This window comes from Pseudomonas sp. DF11 (genome assembly GCF_058148565.1).
Genome location: NZ_JBYVYN010000003.1, coordinates 470,210 through 485,823 on the forward strand (window position 1 = coordinate 470,210; position 15,614 = coordinate 485,823).

The 15,614-nt window shown below is 61.1% G+C and carries 20 protein-coding genes; 11 read left to right on the forward strand and 9 right to left on the reverse strand.

The window, feature by feature from the left end:
• Genes mlaD through AC30D9_RS12610 form a run of 3 tightly spaced genes read right to left on the reverse strand, consistent with a single transcriptional unit; the run spans nt 1 to nt 2,074 of the window.
• On the reverse strand, nt 1-468 hold the full coding sequence (mlaD, locus tag AC30D9_RS12600; protein ID WP_003178020.1) for an outer membrane lipid asymmetry maintenance protein MlaD: 468 nt from the start codon (nt 466-468) through the stop codon (nt 1-3).
• Nucleotides 468-1,265, reverse strand: a complete 798-nt coding sequence (gene mlaE / locus AC30D9_RS12605) for a lipid asymmetry maintenance ABC transporter permease subunit MlaE (protein WP_079302654.1) — start codon at nt 1,263-1,265, stop codon at nt 468-470. The genes mlaD and mlaE overlap by 1 nt, the downstream gene beginning before the upstream one ends.
• Nucleotides 1,265-2,074: an ATP-binding cassette domain-containing protein gene (locus AC30D9_RS12610; protein WP_024618943.1), complete on the reverse strand. Its 810-nt coding sequence runs from the start codon at nt 2,072-2,074 to the stop codon at nt 1,265-1,267. Before AC30D9_RS12610 ends, mlaE begins: the two co-directional genes overlap by 1 nt.
• Nucleotides 2,075-2,347: 273 nt before the next feature.
• Here AC30D9_RS12610 and AC30D9_RS12615 point away from each other — a divergent pair, with 273 nt between their 5' ends.
• From AC30D9_RS12615 to AC30D9_RS12660, 10 genes are all read left to right on the forward strand, one after another.
• A complete protein-coding gene (locus AC30D9_RS12615) occupies nt 2,348-3,322 on the forward strand; it encodes a KpsF/GutQ family sugar-phosphate isomerase (RefSeq protein WP_134922852.1) in 975 nt (324 codons plus the stop codon).
• Nucleotides 3,323-3,847, forward strand: a complete 525-nt coding sequence (locus AC30D9_RS12620) for a KdsC family phosphatase (RefSeq protein WP_109753554.1) — start codon at nt 3,323-3,325, stop codon at nt 3,845-3,847. It begins immediately after the preceding gene.
• Between the two features lie 7 nt (nt 3,848-3,854).
• Complete coding sequence (lptC, locus tag AC30D9_RS12625) at nt 3,855-4,424, forward strand: LPS export ABC transporter periplasmic protein LptC (RefSeq protein ID WP_134922851.1); 570 nt, start codon at nt 3,855-3,857, stop codon at nt 4,422-4,424.
• Nucleotides 4,411-4,956, forward strand: a complete 546-nt coding sequence (lptA, locus tag AC30D9_RS12630; RefSeq protein WP_134922850.1) for a lipopolysaccharide transport periplasmic protein LptA — start codon at nt 4,411-4,413, stop codon at nt 4,954-4,956. The genes lptC and lptA overlap by 14 nt, the downstream gene beginning before the upstream one ends.
• Complete coding sequence (gene lptB, locus AC30D9_RS12635) at nt 4,956-5,681, forward strand: LPS export ABC transporter ATP-binding protein (protein WP_018614004.1); 726 nt, start codon at nt 4,956-4,958, stop codon at nt 5,679-5,681. The genes lptA and lptB overlap by 1 nt, the downstream gene beginning before the upstream one ends.
• 164 nt (nt 5,682-5,845) lie before the next feature.
• Complete coding sequence (locus AC30D9_RS12640; RefSeq protein WP_307576171.1) at nt 5,846-7,339, forward strand: RNA polymerase factor sigma-54; 1,494 nt, start codon at nt 5,846-5,848, stop codon at nt 7,337-7,339.
• Between the two features lie 76 nt (nt 7,340-7,415).
• Nucleotides 7,416-7,724 (forward strand): ribosome hibernation-promoting factor, HPF/YfiA family, encoded by a 309-nt coding sequence (hpf, locus tag AC30D9_RS12645; RefSeq protein WP_039010540.1) that lies wholly within the window; start codon nt 7,416-7,418, stop codon nt 7,722-7,724.
• A gap of 12 nt (nt 7,725-7,736) precedes the next feature.
• Entirely contained in the window at nt 7,737-8,201 is a 465-nt protein-coding gene (ptsN, locus tag AC30D9_RS12650; RefSeq protein WP_109753550.1) for a PTS IIA-like nitrogen regulatory protein PtsN, read from the forward strand.
• 2 nt (nt 8,202-8,203) lie between these two features.
• Nucleotides 8,204-9,061, forward strand: coding sequence for an RNase adapter RapZ (gene rapZ / locus AC30D9_RS12655; RefSeq protein ID WP_307576174.1), 858 nt, complete (start codon nt 8,204-8,206; stop codon nt 9,059-9,061).
• A 15-nt stretch (nt 9,062-9,076) separates the two neighbouring features.
• On the forward strand, nt 9,077-9,358 hold the full coding sequence (locus tag AC30D9_RS12660; protein ID WP_307576176.1) for an HPr family phosphocarrier protein: 282 nt from the start codon (nt 9,077-9,079) through the stop codon (nt 9,356-9,358).
• A 206-nt stretch (nt 9,359-9,564) separates the two neighbouring features.
• Here the strand turns inward: AC30D9_RS12660 and AC30D9_RS12665 are convergent, their stop codons facing one another.
• From AC30D9_RS12665 to pmbA, 6 genes are all read right to left on the reverse strand, one after another.
• Nucleotides 9,565-10,455, reverse strand: a complete 891-nt coding sequence (locus AC30D9_RS12665; protein WP_307576178.1) for a ZIP family metal transporter — start codon at nt 10,453-10,455, stop codon at nt 9,565-9,567.
• 19 nt (nt 10,456-10,474) lie between these two features.
• Nucleotides 10,475-11,098, reverse strand: a complete 624-nt coding sequence (locus tag AC30D9_RS12670) for a superoxide dismutase (protein WP_134922848.1) — start codon at nt 11,096-11,098, stop codon at nt 10,475-10,477.
• A gap of 2 nt (nt 11,099-11,100) precedes the next feature.
• Complete coding sequence (locus AC30D9_RS12675) at nt 11,101-11,541, reverse strand: DUF2753 family protein (RefSeq protein WP_134922847.1); 441 nt, start codon at nt 11,539-11,541, stop codon at nt 11,101-11,103.
• Between the two features lie 28 nt (nt 11,542-11,569).
• Complete coding sequence (locus AC30D9_RS12680; RefSeq protein WP_490144133.1) at nt 11,570-12,946, reverse strand: class II fumarate hydratase; 1,377 nt, start codon at nt 12,944-12,946, stop codon at nt 11,570-11,572.
• Nucleotides 12,939-13,334 (reverse strand): FagA protein, encoded by a 396-nt coding sequence (locus AC30D9_RS12685; protein ID WP_490144134.1) that lies wholly within the window; start codon nt 13,332-13,334, stop codon nt 12,939-12,941. Before AC30D9_RS12685 ends, AC30D9_RS12680 begins: the two co-directional genes overlap by 8 nt.
• A gap of 268 nt (nt 13,335-13,602) precedes the next feature.
• A complete protein-coding gene (gene pmbA, locus AC30D9_RS12690) occupies nt 13,603-14,949 on the reverse strand; it encodes a metalloprotease PmbA (RefSeq protein WP_134922844.1) in 1,347 nt (448 codons plus the stop codon).
• A 108-nt stretch (nt 14,950-15,057) separates the two neighbouring features.
• Here pmbA and yjgA point away from each other — a divergent pair, with 108 nt between their 5' ends.
• Nucleotides 15,058-15,582 (forward strand): ribosome biogenesis factor YjgA, encoded by a 525-nt coding sequence (yjgA, locus tag AC30D9_RS12695; protein WP_003197830.1) that lies wholly within the window; start codon nt 15,058-15,060, stop codon nt 15,580-15,582.
• The last annotated feature ends 32 nt before the right edge of the window (nt 15,583-15,614 follow it).

A 15,614-nucleotide genomic window follows, 5' to 3' on the forward strand; every position in this document is an offset into this window, starting at 1 on the left:
TCATTTGGCGTCTTTGCTAACGGTATTGAGCAGGAATTTACCGATCAGGTCCTCGAGCACCAGGGACGACTGCGTGTCGTGGATGACGCCACCGTCCTTGAGCACGGTGTCTTCCCCACCCACGCTGATGCCAATGTACTTCTCACCCAGCAGCCCAGCCGTGAGGATAGATGCAGTGGAGTCAGTCGGCAGGTTATCCACGCGCTTTTCCAGCTGCAGCGTCACCCGACCGGTGAAATCCTCGCGATTCAGATCGATTGCCGTGACCTTGCCGATAGTGACACCGGCCATGGTCACCTTGGCTCTGACCGTCAAACCGGCGATATTGTCAAAGTTTGCGTAAAGTTTATAAGTATCGGTGCTTGCCGTCGGCGCCAGTCCACTGACCCGCAGGGCCAGCAACAGCAAAGCCAGGATGCCAGCCAGCAAGAAAAGGCCGACACCGATTTCCAGGGTGCGGTTTTGCATCAGAAATCTCCAAACATCAAGGCGGTCAGAATAAAGTCAAGGCCCAGGACCGCCAGCGAGGCGTACACCACGGTCTTGGTTGTGGCACGGCTGATCCCCTCTGACGTGGGCTCACAGTCATAGCCTTGAAACACGGCGATCCAGGTCACGACGAAAGCGAATACGGCACTTTTGATCACGCCATTGAGGACATCGTCGAGAAAATCGACGCTGTTTTGCATGTTGGCCCAGTAGGAACCCTCATAGACCCCCAGCCAGTCGACGGCTACCCACGAGCCGCCCCAGATCCCCACGACGCTGAAAATCATCGCCAGCACCGGCAGGGAAATGAAGCCGGCCCACAGGCGCGGGGCGATGATGTACTTGAGCGGGTCGACACCGATCATTTCCAGGCTGGACAACTGCTCGGTGGACTTCATGTTACCGATTTCAGCCGTCAACGCCGAACCGGCACGCCCGGCGAACAACAGCGCGGTCACCACCGGGCCGAGCTCACGCAGCAGCGTCAGCGCAACCATCTGCCCGACCGCTTGTTCCGAACCGTAGCTGGACAAGATGCTGAAGCCTTGCAGCGCCAGCACCATGCCGATGAAGATCCCGGAGACCACGATGATCACCAGGGACATCACACCCACCGAGTGCAGCTGCTTGACCAGCAGGCCAAAGCCGCCGCCGGTCGAGTTGCGACCGAGCAAGGCGTGCATCAGGAACAGCGAAGAACGACCCAGTACCGCCACCACGTCGATGCCGGAGCGGCCGAACAGGCGAATTCTTTCCAATAGCGATTTCTTGCGCATCAGCGCTTCCCCAACAGATCGGTACGGTAATCCGTGGCCGGAAAATGGAACGCCACGGGGCCGTCCGGATCACCCTTCATGAATTGGCGAATACGCGGGTTGTCCGAATCCGCCAGTTCCTGGGGCGTGCCCTGCCCCAGCACCTGGCCATCGCCGACCACATAGATGTAGTCCGCGATACTGGCGGTTTCGGCCAGGTCGTGGGAGACCACGATACTGGTGATGCCCAGCGCATCGTTGAGCAGGCGGATCAGGCGCACGAGCACACCCATGGCGATCGGGTCCTGGCCGACGAAGGGTTCGTCGTACATGAGGATCTTCGGATCGAGGGCAATCGCCCGCGCCAGCGCGACCCGACGCTTCATGCCACCGGACAGTTCGTCGGGCATCAGGTCGAGGGCACCCCGCAGCCCGACTGCCTGCAACTTGAGCAGCACGATGTCGCGGATCATCTCTTCCGGCAGGTCGGTATGGACCCGCAGCGGGAACGCCACGTTCTCGAATACGTCGAGATCGGTAAACAGCGCGCCACTCTGGAACAGCACGCCCATGTGCTTGCGCGCGTCGAACAGGTCGCTGCGGGACAACTCGGGAAGATTCTGACCATTGACCCAGACTTCGCCGGCGCTGGGCCGCAGCTGTGCGCCCATCAGCCTCAGCAGCGTGGTCTTGCCACACCCGGAAGGCCCCATGATGCCGGTGACCTTGCCGCGCGGAATGCGAATATCGATGTCATTGAAAATGCTGCGCGTCCCTCGCTTGAAGGACAATCCCTTCAGCTCGACCGCGTAGGCGTTGTCGGCACTCATCTAAACTCCTTGCGATGCAGCCTCACATTCGAATGCCCTGGGCAGCCGACAAGCGCCGGCACCGCCGGGCACGAGAACCGGCGGCGAACTATATCACTGCAACAGCCAAGCGCCCAAGGCCAACGCCCCGCCCGTTAAGCCTGGCTTAAGGTAAAAGCCACATTTTATGTCGAACCTTGTGGGTCTTCGAACAAAGCATGACGAACTTACGTGAGGGAATTGTTCATTGCCGCTATAATCGCCGCCTTTTCATCGGGCTATACGATTTCTGACATGAGCCAATCCAGCGACCTGATTCAATCGGCACAACGTACCATCCGCCTCGAGCTCGAAGCCGTACAAGGCTTGCTGCCCCATATCGACGCTGATTTCGTACGCGCCTGCGAGATGATTCTGGCCAGCAAGGGCCGCGTGGTCGTGGTCGGCATGGGCAAGTCCGGGCACATCGGCAACAAGATCGCCGCCACGCTCGCCAGCACCGGCACCACGGCTTTTTTCGTCCATCCGGCCGAAGCCAGCCACGGGGACATGGGCATGATCACCCGGGACGACATCATCCTGGCCCTGTCCAACTCCGGCTCCACCAATGAGATCATCACCCTGCTGCCGCTGATCAAGCGCCTGGGCATCCAGCTGATCAGCATCACCGGCAACCCGGACTCGCCACTGGCCAAGGCCGCCGAAGTGAACCTCAATGTCCATGTCGAGCACGAAGCCTGCCCGTTGAACCTGGCACCGACCTCCTCCACCACCGCCGCCCTGGTCATGGGCGATGCCCTGGCCGTGGCGCTGCTGGAAGCCCGGGGCTTCACCGCCGAAGACTTCGCTTTCTCCCATCCCGGTGGCGCCCTCGGCCGTCGCCTGTTGCTGAAAGTCGAGAACGTGATGCACGCCGGCCAGGAGTTGCCGCAGGTGCAGCGCGGGACGCTGCTCAAGGACGCGCTCATGGAGATGACTCGCAAGGGGCTGGGCATGACGGTGGTGCTCGAAGCCGATGGCAAGCTCGCCGGGATCTTTACCGACGGCGACCTGCGCCGCACCCTGGACCGCACCATCGACATCCACAGCGCGACCATCGAGCAAGTCATGACGCCTCACGGCAAGACCGCCCGCGCCGAGATGCTTGCTGCCGAGGCCCTGAAAATCATGGAAGACCACAAGATCAGCGCCCTGGTGGTCGTCGACGACGAAGACCGTCCGGTGGGCGCCCTGAACATGCACGATCTGCTGCGTGCCGGAGTCATGTAAATGAACACAGACCTGTTGCAACGCGGCAAAGCCATCAAGCTGGCGGTTTTCGATGTGGACGGTGTACTGACCGACGGGCGCCTGTATTTCCTCGAAGACGGCAGTGAGTTCAAGACTTTCAACACCCTCGACGGCCAAGGCATCAAGATGTTGATGGCTGCTGGCGTGCAGACCGCTATCATCAGCGGCCGCAAGACCCCGGTGGTCGAGCGGCGCGCGAAGAACCTCGGCATCCCGCACCTTTACCAGGGGCGCGAAGATAAACTGGTGGTGCTGGACGAACTTCTGGGGCAACTCAACCTAAGCTATGAACAGGTGGCCTACCTTGGTGACGACCTGCCAGACCTGCCAGTGATTCGCCGGGTCGGCCTGGGCATGGCGGTCGCCAACGCGGCCAGCTTCGTACGCGAGCATGCCCACGGCGTCACCACGGCGCGAGGCGGCGAAGGTGCGGCCCGCGAATTCTGTGAACTGATCCTGCGCGCCCAGGGCCGCCTCGAAGCGGCCAACGCCGCGTACCTGTGAGCCATTTATGCTGAGCAAGAAGATTCGCACCATTATGGTGTTCGGCTGTATCGCGGCGATTTTTGCGGCGGTGGGCTATTGGAACATCAGCCCCGAACGGTTTCTCGACCAGCCTGCGGCCCAGGTCGAGGAAAAGATCGACTGGTACGCGACCAACACGCATACCCTGCAGTACCTGCCCGACGGCAAAGTGCAATATGAGATGACCTCCGACAAGGTCGACCACGTGAAGGCCACCGATATTACCCTGGTGACCAAGCCGGACCTGAACATGTTCCGCGGCACCGAGTTTCCGTGGCATGTGCAGAGCGAGCACGCCGAAGTCAACTCCGGGGGCACCGAAGTGGAACTGATCGACTCGGTACGCGTCGCTCGAACCGACGAGAAAAACCGGACGACCATCATCACCAGCAGTCGTATGACCGTGTTCCCACAGCAAGAATATGCGCAGACCGAGCAACCCGTTAGAATCGACGGCGCCGGGGGTGTATCGACCGGCACGGGAATGAAAGCGTATTTGAAGGAAAGCAGGATACACCTGCTATCGAACGTAAGAGGACAGTATGAAGCTCGCTAAAACCCTCCCTATTTTGCTCAGTCTGGGCGCAGCACTGGGAAGCGCGAGCGCCTGGGCTCTTCCCAACGATCGCGACCAGCCTATCCGCATCCAGGCCGATGACGCGCAACTGGACGACAAGAATGGCGTCGCCACCTATAAAGGCGACGTGATCATCACCCAAGGTTCGATGAAGGTCACCGGCAACACCGTGACCATTACCCGCACCCCTTCCGGTGATATCGATGTAGTGACCTCGGTGGGCAACCTGGCCTATTTCGAACAGTTGCAAACTGCGGGCGACACCAAGCCTGTACAGGGCTACGGGGTAACTATCCAGTACCACGCCTCCCAGGATCGCGTCGTGCTGATCGACCGCGCCAAGGTGGTCGACAAGGACAATAACGTGACCCAAGGCGAGAAAATCGTCTACGACACCAACAAGAAACTCGCCAGCGCCGGTCGCGCCACCGGCAGCAAGGTGACCGAGTCGCGTCCGCGGATCGATATGGTGATCCAGCCGAAAAAGAAAACCGAGCAGAAGGCCCAGTAATGGCAACTCTGAAAGCTCAGCACCTGGCCAAGAGCTACAAGAGCCGCCAAGTCGTGCGTGATGTCAGCCTGTCCATCGACAGCGGCCAGATCGTCGGCCTGCTCGGCCCCAACGGCGCAGGCAAGACCACCTGCTTCTACATGATCGTCGGCCTGGTCCAGGCCGATCAGGGTCGCGTGCTGATCGACGACCTGGACGTCAGCCACCAGCCGATGCACGGCCGGGCGAAGGCCGGCATCGGCTATTTGCCGCAGGAAGCGTCGATCTTCCGCAAACTGTCGGTTGCCGACAACATCATGGCGATCCTCGAGACCCGCAAGGAACTCGACAAGGCCGGTCGTCGCCAAGAGCTGGAAAGCCTGTTGCAGGAGTTCCACATCAGCCACATTCGCGACAACCTGGGCATGAGCCTGTCCGGTGGCGAACGGCGTCGCGTGGAAATCGCCCGCGCCCTGGCCACCGCACCGAAGTTCATCCTGCTCGACGAACCGTTCGCCGGCGTGGACCCGATCTCGGTGGGCGACATCAAGCAGATCATCCATCACCTCAAGGCCAAGGGGATCGGCGTGCTGATCACCGACCACAACGTGCGCGAGACGCTGGATATCTGCGAAACCGCCTACATTGTCAATGACGGCCAGCTGATCGCCGAAGGCGACTCCGCAGCCATCCTGGCCAATGACCTGGTCAAGGAAGTGTATCTGGGCCACGAGTTCCGCCTGTAAGCACAAGTGTCTGGCGAATCGCCTGGGCGTCGTTTAATTTTATTATGGCGACGCTCTAGGCAAACACTTCAGTTTCAGGCATATAATTTGCTTAAGTTTGGCGCTTCGGCGCCCTGTAGTGGATGGCGCATGTGCGCCGGCGAATAAGGTGTTAAGCCCCTGCCATGAAACCATCGCTAGTCTTGAGAATGGGCCAGCAGCTGACGATGACACCGCAGCTGCAACAGGCCATCCGCCTGCTCCAATTGTCGACCCTGGACCTGCAACAGGAAATCCAGGAGGCCCTGGAGTCCAATCCGATGCTCGAACGCCAGGAAGAAGGCGACGACTTCGACAACACCGATCCGCTGGCCGACAACGTCGAGCAGAAAACCAACACCGAAATCCCGGAACCGTCCTACCAGGAAGCCGCCCCGACGGTGGATAACCTCGAGGATGGCGAATGGAACGAACGTATCCCCAACGAACTGCCCGTGGACACGGCCTGGGAAGACGTCTACCAGACCAGCGCCAGCAACCTGCCGAGCAGCGATGACGACGAGTGGGACTTCACCACTCGCACCTCGGCCGGCGAGAGCCTGCAAAGCCACTTGCTGTGGCAACTGAACCTGGCGCCGATGTCCGACACCGATCGCCTGATCGCCGTGACCCTGATCGATTGCATCAACAACCAGGGCTACCTGGACGAGACGCTCGAAGAAATCCTCGAAGCCTTCGACCCCGAGCTCGACATCGAGCTGGACGAGATCGAAGCGGTCCTCCATCGCATCCAGCAGTTCGAGCCGGCCGGCATCGGCGCCCGCAACCTGGGTGAGTGCCTGTTGCTGCAACTGCGCCAGTTGTCCGCCAAGACGCCATGGCTGGCCGAAGCCAAGCGGCTGGTCACCGATTACATCGACCTGCTGGGCGGCCGCGACTACAGCCAACTGATGCGTCGCATGAAGCTCAAGGAAGATGAGCTGCGTCAGGTCATCGAACTGGTGCAGAGCCTCAACCCACGCCCCGGCTCACAGATCGAATCCACCGAACCCGAATACGTGGTCCCCGACGTGATCGTGCGCAAGCACAATGATCGCTGGCTGGTGGAGCTCAACCAGGAGTCGGTGCCCAAGCTGCGGGTCAACGCCCAGTACGCCGGTTTCGTGAAGCGCGCCGACACCAGCGCCGACAACACCTTCATGCGCAACCAGTTGCAGGAAGCGCGCTGGTTCATCAAGAGCCTGCAAAGCCGCAACGAAACCCTGATGAAAGTGGCCACCCAGATCGTCGAGCATCAGCGCGGCTTCCTGGAGTACGGCGACGAAGCGATGAAGCCGTTGGTCCTGCATGACATTGCCGAGGCAGTGGGCATGCACGAGTCGACGATCTCCCGGGTAACCACCCAGAAATTCATGCATACCCCCCGGGGCATCTATGAATTGAAATACTTTTTCTCCAGCCACGTCAGCACCTCCGAAGGCGGCGAATGCTCGTCCACGGCCATCCGCGCGATCATCAAAAAACTGGTGGCCGCGGAAAATCAGAAAAAGCCGTTGAGTGACAGCAAGATCGCTGGTTTACTGGAGGCACAAGGCATTCAGGTGGCCCGTCGTACCGTCGCCAAGTACCGCGAATCCCTCGGGATCGCGCCTTCGAGCGAACGCAAGCGGTTGATGTAACAGGCCACGCCACAGCGTTCCAGTGGCAGGCATTTCTGCCTGCCGCTTTATGCACTGGCAACGAAGGAGAAGCTGTATGCAAGTCAACATCAGTGGACACCAACTGGAAGTGACCGAACCCCTGCGCACCTACATCGGCGAAAAACTCGAACGATTAGAGAGGCATTTCGACAAGATCACCAACGTGCAAGTCACGATGAACGTCGAGAAGCTGCTGCAGAAAATCGAAGCCACGCTGCATATCCCCGGCGGAGAAGTGGTTGCCAACGCAGAGCACACAGACATGTATGCCGCGATTGACCTGCTGACCGACAAGCTGGATCGCCAACTCAAAAAGCATAAGGAAAAGACCCAGAGCCTCCTTCAAGGCGCAACCGGTCGTTAACCCCCCCAATCCATGATCCGACTAGAATCCATCCTGACCCCCGGCCGTTCCCTGGTGAACGCGCCGGGTGGCAGTAAAAAGAAAGCCCTCGAACAAATTGCCAACCTGATCCACCGCGAGGTACCGGATCTGGAAATGCAGGACGTCTTCGAGGCCCTGGTTGCCCGTGAAAAACTCGGTTCTACCGGTTTTGGCAACGGCATCGCCATCCCCCATTGCCGCCTCAAGGGTTGTGCCGCGCCGATCAGCGCGTTGCTGCACCTTGAAGCCGCCATAGATTTCGACGCCATCGACGGCGCCCCGGTCGACCTGCTGTTTGTATTGCTGGTACCGGAAGCGGCGACCGATGCGCACCTCGAGCTGCTGCGCCAGATTGCCAGCATGCTGGACCGCAAGGAAGTGCGCGAAAAACTGCGCAGCGCACCGAGTAACGAAGCTTTGTACCAGGTGGTCCTGGACGAGCAGAACGGTCATTAAAAATGCGCATGATCATCGTCAGTGGCCGTTCCGGCTCCGGTAAAAGCACGGCCCTCAATGTGCTTGAGGACAGCGGCTACTATTGCATCGACAACCTGCCCGCCGGCCTGCTGCCGGAACTGGCCGAGCGCGCCCTGATCCATACCGAGCTGGCGCAGCCACTGGTGGCGGTGTCCATCGATGCGCGTAACCTGCCAAGCCACCTGTCGCGTTTTCCTGAACTGCTCGAGGAAGTGCGCAGCCGGCATATCCAGTGCGACGTGCTGTACCTGGATGCCGATGAAGAGACACTGCTCAAGCGCTTTTCCGAAACCCGTCGACGCCATCCGCTGAGCAATGCCAATCGCTCCCTGGCCGAAGCCATCGAGGATGAAAGCCAGCTACTGGGGCCAATCGCCGACCTGGCCGACCTGAAGGTCAACACCACGCACCTGAACCTGTATCAGTTGCGCGACACGATCAAGCTGCGCCTTCTCAACCAGCCAGAGCCGGGCACGGCGTTCCTGGTGGAGTCGTTCGGTTTCAAGCGTGGCATGCCAGTAGACGCCGACCTGGTGTTCGATGTGCGCTGCCTGCCCAACCCTTATTGGAAACCGGAATTGCGCGAGCAGTCCGGGCTCGACCAACCGGTGATCGACTACCTGGCCGCACAGCCGGATGTCGAGGAAATGTACCAGGACATCTCCAGCTACCTGCTCAAGTGGCTGCCCCGCTTTGCCGCAAGCAACCGGGCCTATGTCACGATCGCCATCGGTTGCACCGGCGGCCATCACCGCTCCGTCTACCTGACCGAACGCCTGGGTCAACACCTGCAACAATCCCTGAAGAATGTCCAGGTTCGCCACCGCGACCTCAGCTAAAGGATTCACATCGCGATGCCTGCTCGGGAAATTGAAATCATCAACAAGCTGGGTTTGCATGCCCGAGCGTCGGCCAAGTTCGTCGGGGTTGCCGGCCAGTTCAAGGATGCCACCATCCGGGTCGGACGTACGCCCGAAACTGAGTCGATGATCGATGGTAAAAGCATCATGGCGATGATGATGCTCGCCGCCGGCAAGGGCACCAAGATTCACCTGAACACTGAAGGGGAGCAGGCGCAAGAAGCGATGGATGCCCTGGTGGACCTGATCAACAGGTACTTCGACGAAGGCGAGTAACCGCCTCCTGACTCCAAGGCGGATTTATTGTGGCGAGGGGATTTATCCCCGCTGGGCTGCGAAGCAGCCCTGATATCTGTCACCGCCGAGGATCAGGTTGCCTGAACTTTTTTTGGGGCAGCTTCGCAACCCACCGGGGATAAATCCCCTCGCCACAGAATAAAATCCCTGCTCCCCAGTGCCGGTGCTCGCAACGCCTTCGCTTGTCACGCCAACGCCGTATCCAGCACCATCATCAAACAAAACCCCACCAACAGCCCCAGGCTCGCCAGTTTCTCGTGACCATTGCGACGGGATTCGGGAATGACCTCGTGAGTCACCACCAGCAACATCGCTCCGGCCGCCAACGCCAGCCCCAGGGGCAAGAGCATCTCGGCCAGGCTCACCAACCAGGCGCACAGCAGCGCGAACGCTGGCTCGACCAGCCCTGACGCCGCGCCAATCAGGAATGCCTTGACCCGCGACATCCCCGCCGCAGCCAGCACCAGTGCGATCACCAGCCCCTCGGGTACATCCTGCAAGGCGATGCCCATCGCCAGGCTGTCGGCATCCGGCATACCACCACCCGCCGACACACCCACCGCCATGCCTTCGGGAATGTTGTGGGCGATGATGGCAAACACGAACAACCAGATCCGCGGCGCAATGATCGGCCGGCCTGGCGCTGCGACCAGCCTTTCGGGACTGGCCGAGACCTTGCGGTCCACCAGGTACAGCCCGAACGCGCCCAATAGAATGCCGAAACTGATGAGGCCGCTGGCCGCCCAAGGCGTTAACCCCAGCTCCTCGGCCGCGGCAATGCCCGGCACGATCAGCGAAAATGCCGTGGCGGCGAGCATCACCCCGGCACCGAAGCCCAGCAACGAATCGCTGACGGCCTGGGGCATGCGCCGGATGACCAACACCGGCACGGCCCCCAGCGCGGTGCCCAGGGCGCAGAGCCCGCCGCCTTCAAGCGCCCGCAACAGCCTTGGCTCCAGGTCCAGCCACGCCAGGCCCTGCGCCGCCAACAACGTCATCCCGGCCAACAGCAGCAACGATCCCAAGGCATAGCGGAACATCCGTCCGCTTCCAATCGCCAGTGTTTGAGTATCCATAGTCAGCCTTGGGTTGTTTTCAGGAAGGGCTCGTAGCCAGCGCAGCCTGGTAGCGCCGGGCGACCTCGGGCCAGTTGATCACGTTGTAGAAAGCACTGATGTATTCCGGACGACGGTTCTGATAGCGCAGGTAATAGGCGTGTTCCCAGACGTCCAGGCCAAGAATCGGTGTGTTGCCGTTCATCAGCGGGCTGTCCTGGTTGCCGCTGCTTTCCACCACCAGGGTCTTTTGCGGGGTCACGCTCAACCAGGCCCAGCCGCTGCCGAAACGGGTCAGCGCCGCCTTGGTGAAGGCTTCCTTGAAACGCTCGATACCGCCCAGTTGCGCGTCGATTGCCGCCGCCAAGGCGCCATCGGGCTGGCCGCCGCCCCGGGGCGTCATCACTTCCCAGAACAACGAATGGTTGGCATGACCACCGCCCTGGTTGATCACTGCGGCCTGCAGGCTTGGCGGCAGCTGTTCCACGCAGGACACCAGCTTTTCGATGGGCCACCCGGCGTATTCGGTGCCGTCCACCGCCGCGTTGAGGTTATTGATGTAGGTCTGGTGGTGCTTGGTGTAGTGGATCTCCATGGTTTGCGCATCGATATGCGGTTCCAGGGCGTCGTAGGCGTAGGGCAATGCAGGCAAGGTAAAAGCCATTTTCAATGAACTCCATGGTAGAGAGGGGCATTGCGCTGCCGGGGCGCAGCGGCGTCGCAATGCAGCAGGCGCTGGGTGCGAGGGTATTCACCGTGCTCGCTGATGAAATTCAGCAGTTCGACATAGGTCTTGTGGCTCTGGCGCAGCGCGGCGGCGCGCAGGGCCGGCGCCAGGCGTTCGTCCTGGATCGTCTGCAACAACCGTTGGTGGATCGCACACAAGTACTCGGCGCTCTCCTCCGGCTGGTTCAGGCGCAAGTGCAGGTCCGCCAGGTTATGGTGGGAAACAACGCAGGCGGCCACGGCTTCGTCGGCGTCCGCCCAGCGCTCGAACAGCACTTGCGCCAGGGCCAGGGCTTGTAGATAGGCTTCGCGGGCATCTACCAGCTCACCCTGCATGAAACAGCGATTGGCCCGTTCGATCGTACGTTTCCAGTGTTCCATGATGAGTCCTCCACACAGGTGTCGGGGGTTACACGCCGCCGGCGGTGAGCTTCTCCGGGTCCAGCAGGACTTCGAGTTCGCTGCGCGTCAGGTCGGTGTGTTCCAGAGCGACATCGATGACCGGCCGGCCTTGCTGGTAAGCCTTCTTGGCGATTTCAGCGGCCTTCTGGTAACCGATGATCGGATTCAGGGCGGTCACCAGGATCGGGTTGCGCGACAACGCTTCCTTGAGCCTGGCCTCGTTGACCTTGAACGTGGCGATGGCCTTGTCCGCCAGCAAGCGGCTGGCGGTGGACATCAGGGCGATGCTGCTCAGCAGGTTCTGGGCGATGATCGGCAGCATCACATTCAATTCGAAGTTGCCCGATTGACCGGCGATAGTGATCACCGTGTCGTTGCCGATCACCTGGGCCGCGACCATCGCGGTGGCTTCCGGAATCACCGGGTTGACCTTGCCGGGCATGATCGAGGAACCCGGCTGCAAGCCTTCGAGTTCGATCTCCCCCAGGCCCGCCAGCGGCCCGGAATTCATCCAGCGCAAGTCGTTGGCGATTTTCATCAGCGACACGGCGGTGGTCTTGAGCTGCCCGGAAACCGCGACGGCGGTGTCCTGGGAGCCGATCAGCGCGAACAGATTCTTGCCCGGGGTGAATTGCACCTGGGTCAATTGCGTCAGTTGCTGGCTGAACAGCTCGGCGAAACGTGGATGGGCGTTGACCCCGGTACCGACCGCCGTGCCGCCCTGGGCCAGGGATTGCAGGCTCGGCAGCAAATCCTGCAAGTGACCGATATTGGCCTTGAGTTGCTGTGCCCAACCGTAGAGCACCTGGCTCAGGCGCACCGGCATGGCATCCATCAGATGGGTGCGGCCGGTCTTGATGAAGGGGTGGACCTGTTCGGCCTTGCGCTCGATCACCTGCACCAGGTGCAACAGCGCCGGCAACAGTTGCTCATGCAAGGCCAGCGCAGCGCTGACGTGAATGCTGGTGGGGATGATGTCGTTGCTGCTCTGGCCGCAATTGACGTGATCGTTCGGATTGACCGTCTCCCCCAGCAGGCGACTGGCGAGGGTGGCGATCACTTCGTTGGCGTTCATGTTGGAGCTGGTGCCGGAGCCGGTCTGGAAGATGTCCACCGGAAAATGGTCCATGAAACGGCCTTCGAGCAGCCCCAGGGCCGCATCGACGATGGCCTTGCCCTGGGCCGCGCTGATTTGTTCCAGCTCTACGTTGGCCCGGGCGGCGGCCGCCTTGGCCAGGATCAGGGCGCGGATGAACTGCGCCGGCATACGCTGGCCGCTGACCGGAAAGTTGTCCACGGCACGCTGGGTCTGGGCGCCGTAGAGGGCGTCCACCGGGACTTGCAGTTCGCCCATGCTGTCGCGTTCGATACGGGTATTACTCATCGGGAAATCCTTGCACCAGTTCAATAAGAGGGATCGACGGCTCCAGAGCGCAGGTCGCCAGCGCCCAGGCATGGCTCTGCCAGCGCTTGAGGCGGCAGCGGCACAGCGATTGGCGTTCGAGGTCACGCAAAGGGCGCCAGGCCTGGTCCAGGCAGAGATTGCGCCAATGCCAGGGCAGCGCGACGTCGGAGGCGGTGTCGAGCAACAAGCGGAAGGCGGTTTCGGAAATCATCCACGGCGATGTCGTGGTGCAGCAGGCCAGATAGCGGCCCTCGGCCAGGTAGTGCTCGATCAGCCGCGGCTCGTCAGGGTTCATCGCGCAGCGGATCTGGCGACTCATCCAGCGCCAGCTTTCAAGGTAGGGTTGCTCGTGCAGGGCAAAACTCATGACCGGGGCTCACTCGGCAAATGAGATTCATTATTAGATGATAATAAGAACCAACACAAGCCTGATGAAGATCACATTGTGGCGAGGGGATTTATCCCCGTTGGGGTGCGAAGCAGCCCTCTGACAATCTTCCAGACACACCGCTGTGCCAGTTTTTGGGGGCGCTACGCACCCCAGCGGGGATAAATCCCCTCGCCACAAGGATTTCCGCGGACACAAAAAAGGCGCGTCACCCAGCGGATGACGCGCCTTTTTTATGGGATGGGTATCAGCTCCCCGCCACCGTCATCCGCTCGATCAGGACCGAGCCGGTGCGGATGTTGCTGCGCAGTTCCAGGTCGTTGCCCACGGCCAGGATCTGCTTGAACATGTCGCGCATGTTCCCGGCGATGGTCACTTCCTGGACCGGAAACTGGATCTCGCCGTTCTCGACCCAGAAACCCGCCGCGCCACGGGAATAGTCCCCGGTGACCATGTTCAGGCCGTGGCCCATCAGTTCGGTCACCAGCAGGCCACGCCCCATGCGCCGCAGCAAGGCCGCCTGGTCTTCATCACCATGGGTCACGAACAGGTTATGCACGCCACCGGCATTGGCCGTGCTCGGCATGCCGAGCTTGCGGCCCGAATAGGTGCCGAGGATATAGGACACCAACTCGCCGTTTTCCACGAACGGCTTGGCGTAGGTGGCCAGGCCATCGCCGTCGAACGCCGAGCTGCCCATGGCCTGCATCAGGTGCGGACGCTCGTCGATGGTCATCCACTCCGGGAACAGTTTCTGGCCCAACGCGCCCTCGAGGAACGACGACTTGCGGTACAGGTTGCCGCCGGACACCGCCGACAGGAAGCTGCCGAACAAGCCACCGGCCAGCTCGGCGGAAAACAGCACTGGCACTTCACAGGTTGGCACCGGCCGCGCGCCCAGGCGGCTGGCCGCCCGTTGCGCGGCTTTCTGGCCGATGCTGACCGGGTCCGCCAGCAAGGTGCCCTGGCGGTTCACGTCGTACCAGTAATCGCGCTGCATCTGGCCGTCGGCTTCGGCGATCATCACGCAACTGAGGCTATGGCGGGTCGATGCATAACCGCCGATGAAACCGTGGCTGTTACCGTAGACCCGGCAGCCCTGATGGGTATTGAGCGTCGTGCCGTCGGCGTTCTTGATCCGCGGGTCGGCATCGAACGCCGCCGCTTCGCAACGCAGCGCCTGCTCGATGGCCTGCTCAGGGGTGATGTCCCAGGCGTGGAACAGGTCGAAGTCGCGCAACTCCTTGCACATCAGTGCGGCATCGGCCAGGCCCGAGGCTTCGTCTTCGGAGGTGTGCTTGGCAATCGCCAGTGCGGCGGCGACGGTTTCGCGAATGGCCTCCGGGCCGCTGGCCGAGGTGCTGGCCGAGCCCTTGCGCTGGCCCACGTACAAGGTGATGCCGAAGCCCTGGTCGCGATTGAATTCGACAGTTTCCACCTCGCGCTGGCGCACCGAGGTCGACAGCCCCTGCTCCAGGGACACCGCCACCTCACAGGCACTGGCGCCCTGTCGCTTGGCTTCGGCAAGGATCTGCTCGACTTGTTCCTGCAGTGCCGGCAATGCTTGCGGGCCGACGCTCTGAACTGCACTCATGGTGTTCTCCACTCAAATTCTGCTCTCGGTAATGGCCTTCGAGCGACCGGGCCGGACAAGCGGCCCCCGACTGGTTATCATGGCGGCGTTTCTTTGCGGACTGCCACCATGGTTGATTCTTACGACGACTCCCTCTACGAGGGTGAAAAAAGCAAATCCCAGGTCAAACGCGAGCTGCATGCTCTGGTTGACCTCGGCGAGCGCCTGACAACACTCAAGCCTGACTTGCTGGCCAAACTGCCTTTGACCGACGCCTTGCGCCGGGCCCTGGCCGATGCGCCCAAGCACACCGCGAATATCGCGCGTAAACGGCACCTGCAATTCATCGGCAAACTGATGCGCGATCAGGACACTGACGCCATCCTGGTCCTGCTCGATCAACTCGATGCCTCTACCCGGCAGTACAACGAACGCTTCCATAACCTGGAACGCTGGCGCGATCGCTTGATCGCAGGCGATGACGGCGTGCTGGAAAAATTCGTCATCGACTACCCGGAGGCTGATCGCCAGCAATTGCGCTCCCTGATCCGTCAGGCCCAGCACGAACTGGCGCAAAACAAGCCACCAGCCTCGAGCCGTAAAATCTTCAAGTACATCCGTGAGCTGGACGAGACTCAACGCGGCCTGCGCTGAGTAACGACCGTGGGTGGAGGCCTCGCACTCCA

Bases quoted from the DNA above. Each gene is read 5' to 3' on its own strand.
- mlaD (WP_003178020.1), bottom strand. From the start codon at position 468: ATGCAAAACCGCACCCTGGAAATCGGTGTCGGCCTTTTCTTGCTGGCT.
- mlaE (WP_079302654.1), bottom strand. From the start codon at position 1,265: ATGCGCAAGAAATCGCTATTGGAAAGAATTCGCCTGTTCGGCCGCTCC.
- AC30D9_RS12610 (WP_024618943.1), bottom strand. From the start codon at position 2,074: ATGAGTGCCGACAACGCCTACGCGGTCGAGCTGAAGGGATTGTCCTTC.
- AC30D9_RS12615 (WP_134922852.1), top strand. From the start codon at position 2,348: ATGAGCCAATCCAGCGACCTGATTCAATCGGCACAACGTACCATCCGC.
- AC30D9_RS12620 (WP_109753554.1), top strand. From the start codon at position 3,323: ATGAACACAGACCTGTTGCAACGCGGCAAAGCCATCAAGCTGGCGGTT.
- lptC (WP_134922851.1), top strand. From the start codon at position 3,855: ATGCTGAGCAAGAAGATTCGCACCATTATGGTGTTCGGCTGTATCGCG.
- lptA (WP_134922850.1), top strand. From the start codon at position 4,411: ATGAAGCTCGCTAAAACCCTCCCTATTTTGCTCAGTCTGGGCGCAGCA.
- lptB (WP_018614004.1), top strand. From the start codon at position 4,956: ATGGCAACTCTGAAAGCTCAGCACCTGGCCAAGAGCTACAAGAGCCGC.
- AC30D9_RS12640 (WP_307576171.1), top strand. From the start codon at position 5,846: ATGAAACCATCGCTAGTCTTGAGAATGGGCCAGCAGCTGACGATGACA.
- hpf (WP_039010540.1), top strand. From the start codon at position 7,416: ATGCAAGTCAACATCAGTGGACACCAACTGGAAGTGACCGAACCCCTG.
- ptsN (WP_109753550.1), top strand. From the start codon at position 7,737: ATGATCCGACTAGAATCCATCCTGACCCCCGGCCGTTCCCTGGTGAAC.
- rapZ (WP_307576174.1), top strand. From the start codon at position 8,204: ATGCGCATGATCATCGTCAGTGGCCGTTCCGGCTCCGGTAAAAGCACG.
- AC30D9_RS12660 (WP_307576176.1), top strand. From the start codon at position 9,077: ATGCCTGCTCGGGAAATTGAAATCATCAACAAGCTGGGTTTGCATGCC.
- AC30D9_RS12665 (WP_307576178.1), bottom strand. From the start codon at position 10,455: ATGGATACTCAAACACTGGCGATTGGAAGCGGACGGATGTTCCGCTAT.
- AC30D9_RS12670 (WP_134922848.1), bottom strand. From the start codon at position 11,098: ATGGCTTTTACCTTGCCTGCATTGCCCTACGCCTACGACGCCCTGGAA.
- AC30D9_RS12675 (WP_134922847.1), bottom strand. From the start codon at position 11,541: ATGGAACACTGGAAACGTACGATCGAACGGGCCAATCGCTGTTTCATG.
- AC30D9_RS12680 (WP_490144133.1), bottom strand. From the start codon at position 12,946: ATGAGTAATACCCGTATCGAACGCGACAGCATGGGCGAACTGCAAGTC.
- AC30D9_RS12685 (WP_490144134.1), bottom strand. From the start codon at position 13,334: ATGAGTTTTGCCCTGCACGAGCAACCCTACCTTGAAAGCTGGCGCTGG.
- pmbA (WP_134922844.1), bottom strand. From the start codon at position 14,949: ATGAGTGCAGTTCAGAGCGTCGGCCCGCAAGCATTGCCGGCACTGCAG.
- yjgA (WP_003197830.1), top strand. From the start codon at position 15,058: ATGGTTGATTCTTACGACGACTCCCTCTACGAGGGTGAAAAAAGCAAA.